This window comes from Arthrobacter sp. AL05, assembly GCF_029960715.1.
Taxonomy (GTDB): domain Bacteria; phylum Actinomycetota; class Actinomycetes; order Actinomycetales; family Micrococcaceae; genus Arthrobacter.
The window spans coordinates 1-6,234 of record NZ_JASBRC010000033.1; the positions used below are offsets into that span (position 1 = coordinate 1).

The 6,234-nt window shown below is 64.2% G+C and carries 5 protein-coding genes and 1 pseudogene; 5 read left to right on the plus strand and 1 reads right to left on the minus strand.

All coding sequences use genetic code 11. The features are described from left to right. Nucleotides 1–297 (plus strand): hypothetical protein (locus QK287_RS18070; protein ID WP_282361088.1); only part of this gene is annotated, 297 nt, incomplete at its 5' end. Here the strand turns inward: QK287_RS18070 and QK287_RS18075 are convergent. Further along, nucleotides 287–1,483, minus strand: coding sequence for an EAL domain-containing protein (locus QK287_RS18075; RefSeq protein ID WP_282361089.1), 1,197 nt, complete (start codon nucleotides 1,481–1,483; stop codon nucleotides 287–289). The two genes, QK287_RS18070 and QK287_RS18075, sit on opposite strands and share 11 nt — an antisense overlap. A 1,255-nt stretch (nucleotides 1,484–2,738) precedes the next feature. Here QK287_RS18075 and QK287_RS18080 point away from each other — a divergent pair. The 4 genes and pseudogenes from QK287_RS18080 to QK287_RS18095 form a co-directional block, all read left to right on the plus strand. Further along, complete coding sequence (locus tag QK287_RS18080; RefSeq protein WP_282361090.1) at nucleotides 2,739–3,971, plus strand: GGDEF domain-containing protein; 1,233 nt, start codon at nucleotides 2,739–2,741, stop codon at nucleotides 3,969–3,971. Between the two features lie 1,002 nt (nucleotides 3,972–4,973). Then, a complete protein-coding gene (locus tag QK287_RS18085) occupies nucleotides 4,974–5,255 on the plus strand; it encodes a hypothetical protein (RefSeq protein WP_282361091.1) in 282 nt (93 codons plus the stop codon). Nucleotides 5,256–5,513: 258 nt separating this feature from the next. Then, complete coding sequence (locus QK287_RS18090) at nucleotides 5,514–5,831, plus strand: heavy-metal-associated domain-containing protein (RefSeq protein ID WP_282361092.1); 318 nt, start codon at nucleotides 5,514–5,516, stop codon at nucleotides 5,829–5,831. Between the two features lie 73 nt (nucleotides 5,832–5,904). Further along, nucleotides 5,905–6,234, plus strand: a pseudogene (locus tag QK287_RS18095) (heavy metal translocating P-type ATPase); the annotation flags it as partial.

Here is a 6,234-nt window from a genome sequence, read left to right on the forward strand (position 1 = left end):
GCGGCGATACCGGCGAAAGTCTTGATCGATGTGCGCATGGGAATGCTCCTTGAAATCATTGGGGTGTGGGCCGTTCCCGTAGCTGGTACCTACCGGGTGACTCGGGCGGGCCCGTTGCTTGTCTGTCAGGAGTACTTCGAGACCAGCCCGGCATTGGATGGGTCCCTCCAGTTCCGCGGCCATTCGTCGTCGTGTCGGGTTCTGGCCGAAGAACAGCGATCAGCGCTGACCGTGCTCCGAAGACTGCGGCAACGTCAGCTGGGGCCCTGGATTGTTCAAGGTGGTATCAATCGATGACTGCGGCGCTCGTCGGCCTCTGGGAGTGGTGGCCGATGGGGCTCCGGTGTGCCCATCGGGCCCATTCTTCGGGCGTGGTGGTAGGGCGACCGAGTAGATAGCCTTGTCCTGCGCCCATGCCCAGGGCGGTGACGGCGGCCAGTTCCGCCTCGGTCTCGATCCCTTCGGCGACCAGAACGGCGCCGATCTCGCCGGCGAAACCTGTCATGGCCGCTCCCAATGCCCGCTGCCCCGGGTCGGTATCGATTCCGGCGATGATGCCCCGGTCGAGTTTGATCAGGTCCGGTTTGAGCTGAAGAACATGTCGCAGCGACGCGAAGCCGGCGCCGGCATCATCTACGGCGATCCGCAGGCCCGCGGCCCGAAAAGGAGCCAGCGCCGCGGCGAGCGGCGCGTAATCGACCACCTCATGGCGTTCGGTGACCTCCAGCACGATGCGACGGGCCGGGATACCCGATCCCTGAATCAGCCCGGCCACGCCCGGGTCCATGCAGGCCTCGGGTGAAAGATTCACCGCGACGTACAGCGGTGCCGGCACCCCGGCAGCGTTCCTCAACGCGGTTTCGAGCGCAAGGATCTCCAACTCCACCCCGAGCCCGGCCGCGGCCGCCTCCGCAAACCATACTTCCGGCGACACCCCGGGCGTACCGGGAAAGCGGGTTAACGCTTCGGCGCCGATCACGGTACCGGTGCTCAGAGACAAGATGGGCTGGAACGCCGTCAGCAATGTCCGGCCGGCGATTACGGACTGGACCCGGGCCCGGGCTTCGTAGAATGCAAGAGTATCGGCTGGCCCGGTAGTCAGGGCGCGGGCAGTTCCCTCGAATCCGACAGTCCGGCCGGACTCATCACGCAGCGTCCGGCCGGAGACCTCGACCAGGATCCGGCGCCCGTCCCGGTGCCGGCAGATGGTGGCCAGGCCGAACCAGGCCGCGTCCGCGTCTTCCCTGCTTGCCCTGTCCTGGAGTGCGGCCGCGAGCTCTTCCGAGTCGATCACGAGACCGAACTGCCGGCCCAGCAGTTCGGACGGTTCATAGCCGACCAGATCACGGCATGCCGGACCGCAGAAGGTAAAGCGCCCGTCCGGACCGGTGGCCCACAACCATTCCCGGCTCGTGGCCAGTACCGTGTCCATCAGCCCCGCAGTCGAGATTGTTTCAACCCGCTCCCTGCGCTGCTGGCTCACCAACTGATACGCGGCATAGACGACAACCGGGACCACAAGTAATGCCGCAAGCCCCGGAACCCAAGAGTCCCCGCCAAAACCGGTCCATGGTTGCTGGCCGAAAAGCAATGGAACACGGATGGATATCGCCACAGCGGCATCGACACCGACGACCACCAGCAACCATTGCCCGGCTCCTGACAGCTGCCCTGAACCACGCCGGGTATTCCTTCCGCGCCGGTCCGGAGCCTGTGCCCGGTGTGAGACGGTCTTCCTCCGGCGGGAGGCGCGTCCCATCATCAATTTCGTCTCCGACGCATAACCAAGACCGGTTTTCCGGCAGGGTACATGGGCACGTGCGCCGCCCGAGTATGAGGAACAGCCCTCACTGCGGATCCCGCACTCAGCACACACATGTTCTCCATGGTGACACGCCGGTACCGTCAGTCAGCACCATTTGGCGGCACTCACCGGCAACGGCGGTTCCGTCCTGCCTTCAATGACGCTCCCTGGGTGGGAGGGCACCTGCCGCAAATGGGAAAATTCCGGCTTTGAATCGCTCCGTGCTGTTCGGGCTGGACCTCGAAGCGGGCCGGGTGAGAGGGCCGCCGCCTTAGTGAGGGTCGTTGCGCCGCCGGCGGATCCCCGCGGAATAGAAGATCAGCGATGAGACCGCTCCCAAGAGCAGTGCGCTGCCAAGAATGACAGCGACCGCACCGGATCCCAACAGGAACACGCCCGCCGCTGCCCCCAATAGCAACAGCGGCAGAATCAGTGCAGGGACCCGGAATCCGAATCCCCGCACCGGGAGGACAGGGATGCCCTCGGGTGCGGTTCCTGTTTCGCCATCCCGTTCCGCCGCTCTGAGTCGTCCAGCGCATATTGCTTGGATCGTTGCGGGCGAAGCAGCGTGTCCGGGGCGTAGGACTTCCTTCTGACTGAACTTCGCTCAGGCAGCCATAGTTGTTTCCCTCAGCCGGGCCGGGGCGGAACCGTCCGAAGAGGGTTCGGGTCCTGTGCCGCAGCCATTCATGGCAGTGTCCTTCAAGCGCGGGTTCAACCCTTTCAGGTCACGGCCGCTCCGCGGTTACCAACGGTTACCAGGACACCTGAAGGTATGACTTCTTTCACCATAACTTCCGGCTCGCACTCTGTCCCGTGGCAGGTCCGCGACACATTTGAAGACCCCCCAACGTCAAATGTCCAGCCGTGGGACGGTCGACGGGCGGCTGACCGTCATCGGGCCGCCGGGCCGAGGGGTGGATTTTGCGGGGCCGTGGCTGCAGGGAACCCGTGCCTACCGCTGGAGCTGATCGGTTCTTGCCACGAGGACAATGTCTTAGGCTGGATTGTCATCTGGATAGGGGAATTGGTGCTTGATACGTTTAGTTTGAAGTTGGCGCTTGGGGTTGTCACGTTGACATTGTGTGTGCTGTTCTTCGGCTCGTTTCGCCGGACACGCTCGCCCTACAGCGCTTGGTGGTGTTTTGCCTTGGCTGCGTGGCTGGCCGGGAACGCGTCGTACGTGCTAAACGGGACGGACCAACAGTGGTGGGCGAACCCTGTTGGCAATGCGCTGTTAGTTGCCGGGGCGTTCGCTGCCTGGGCCGGATGCCGCAGCCTTCGGGGCTTTGCACCGAAGCGATGGCTGCTGCTTCTCGCACCTGCGGTTACCTTAGCGGCCTCCGTGCTGGGGAACCCGGCCGTGAACGTCTGGTCCGGCGGGGTGGTCTATTTCGGCCTGATGGGGGTGGGCATGGCGCTTGCGGCCCGGGAGCTGGCGCTGCTGAATCTCGGAGGCTCGCAGGCTCATCGGCCGCTGCTCTTTGCCGCCGGTACCTTGGTTGCGTTCTTCGCGTGCAGGGGAGTTTTCTATGTCCACTTCGGACCGGACGACGAGATTTTCCGTAGCTACTTCGGTCCCGCTGTTACCTGTATTCTGCTGATTGTCCTCCTTGTCACCGTCTCCTTCAGCATGACGGCGTTGAGCAACGATCACTTAGTCAACGCACTCAGCGAGCGGGCGGCCCGGGATGGGATGACGGGTTTGTTGAACCGTGAGACGTTCTTCGAACGGGCTCAATCGACACTTCTGCGCCTGGAGGGCGATGGTTCCGTTTCCACGGTGGTCCTGGCAGATCTTGACCACTTCAAAGCCATCAACGACACTCACGGTCATGCGGGCGGCGACGCGGCGATCCAGGCGTTCGCGGATGCATGCCTGCGTTCAGTGCGCCGCACGGACATTGTTGGGCGGTACGGCGGAGAAGAATTTATCATCTTGCTGTCCGGCGCCGATCCCGCTCGTGCCCTCGCCATCACGAAGGACATCAGCTGCCGCTTTGCTTCTGCGACGCCACCGTCAGGGATGGCGTTCCCCACGGTGAGCTATGGCATCGCGTCCACTGACTTTGGGCCGTCCCTGCCCCGGATGGTCGAGGGCGCCGACGCCGCCCTTTATAGGGCCAAAGCCCGGGGACGGAACCAAGCCGTGTACGCCACGGAATAAAGGGGCCACCGCCGTTTCCCGCGCCCGCACAAAATCTGGACGCACGTTGCGGGTTTCCCCCGACGCGCAGCAGCGATTTGAAGCAGTGCTCTTCACGGCACAGGGTGATCCAGGGGCAGCTTGTGAAAAAGTGAAATATCCAACGGCAGGTTCAAGCGGTCATCGCAAATGTGAGTCTTGATGTGGCTGGTCTGGGACTGGCTGGCAGGGTTGGTGTTGGTTGTCTGTCCCGGTAGTGGCTCGATATCCGACTGGCCGCGCTTCGCGTGCCTTCCTAGCGACTTGCCCGTACCGGGGTGCGCGGCCGACGCCGACCTGGCCCACCTCAATGGCTTGATCAGAGGATTGCCCAACCCTTGGGTTGTGGCTCGTCACAGTACTGCCTTGGAGTGATCTCTTCCCAGGCCGACGTCGTCCGCTTTGCGACCGGACTGTTGCCCCCTCATGGAAGGAATCCGATCACCTTGACCATCGTCGCGCACGCACACCCATTCGTCATCGGCGTGGATACCCACGCCCGCACCCATACCCTGGCTGGCCGTCGTGTCCGCGTCGACGGGCGAGCAGCCCCCCTGCGAGCAGTTCCCAGCCACTGCTGCCGACATGAAGCGGGCGATCGACTGGGCGGGCCGCCGCCCGGGCTGCACGCTTCTCCAGCCTTCTGGAGGCCATCCCCGCTGACCGTCGCCAGACCGTAGTAGACGCCCTGACCCTCCTCGTGGAAGCAGCACATGAACACCCCGACCAGCACTGATAGCAGCCGTCCCCTTCGCCGGAAGGGTCGCCGCTGGTGGCTTGCGGGCGTCGTCGCCGCGTTGGTCCTGGCGGCCGGTGGCATCGGCTACGGCATGGCCATAGGGCGTCAGGCCGCCAACGGAGAGGCACAGGCAATGGTGGCCCACGCCGCCCAGGTCATGCCGTTCGATTTGAACGCCACCACACACCTTCACGAAAACCCCCGATGGAGGGGTCGAACAGATCGTCGCCACCGGCTCCGGCGACGTGCACAATTTCACCCTGATCCAGCAGCATCTAAGCAGGGAAACTGACCAGTTCGCGCAGGGTAACTACAGCGATCCATTGGCTATCCACGGGACCGCCATGCCCGGCCTGCAGGAACTGCAGGCCGGCGCGTCCCGGATGCAGAGCCACTACGAGCAGCTACCCACGGGTGCAAAGATCACCTTCACTTCCGGTGATACGGCCCTCGTGGCCGCCCTGCATACATGGTTCGAAGCACAAACCATGGACCACTCAATGCCCGGCATGGGCGGCGGAAACTAGCGGGCACTCTTCGGTGAGATGCCAGGGGGAGCGCGGAACGGTGACGACACCGTCGCCGTGATTTCACCCGGCGCCCTGTTTCGCTGCATCGAAAAGGGCAAGATCACGCCCGACCTTGCTTGCCAGATATACCCCCTAGGGGTATGTTGGGTGTGTTGTCAGTGAAGTGGTTTGTCCAGGCTCCGCGGAATTCGCGGGCCGTCACAGCCGTTCAACCCCAGCGCCCCATTACTCCTTCTCAAAAGGGACCAAACTGACATGTGCGGAACAAACACCAGGACCGAACTTCCCCTCGCCACGCCGGAGCAGTCCGGCTGCAGCTGCTGCTCGACCGGGGCCCAAACAACGGCGCCACCCGCGGCTGACGGCCCCGTGTACTCGATTGAGGGACTCACCTGCGGGCACTGCGTCCAGACCGTCGAAAAGGCCGTCGCCTCCGTGGACGGAGTGGAATCCGCAACCGTGGAGCTCGTCGCCGGAGGCACATCCCGACTGACGGTAGCCGGGAACGCCAGCGCAGACGCGGTCCGCGACGCCGTGACCGGGGCCGGATACAGCTTCACGCCCAGCCCGTAATCCCGGCGGCGTACCGTGAAGGATGGGCTCCCAGGGCCGCCCGGTACCGGAACAATTCTTAAGGAGCACAGCAATGGACCACGACCACCACCACGGACGTGCCGCCCGGCAGGACGAGCCAGGCGCTCCCCGCAGCGGGGCGGCCGTCGCGCATGCTCCTCACCCCCACCCCGGCCATGGCGGCGGCATGGATGATGAGCACATGGTGCACACCCAGGGCCAACACGCCGGACACAGCGTCGCGATGTTCAAAAACAGGTTCTGGCTGACGCTGGCCATGTCCGTGCCTGTTGTGTTCTTCAGCCCCATGTTTGGCGGGCTGCTGGGCTATACACCCCCGGTTTTCCCGGGCTCGGCCTGGATCCCGCCGGCGCTGGGCACCGTGATCTTCTTCTACGGCGGG

Coding starts and splice junctions, on each gene's coding strand:
- QK287_RS18090 (WP_282361092.1), top strand. CDS start 5,514: ATGTGCGGAACAAACACCAGGACCGAACTTCCCCTCGCCACGCCGGAG.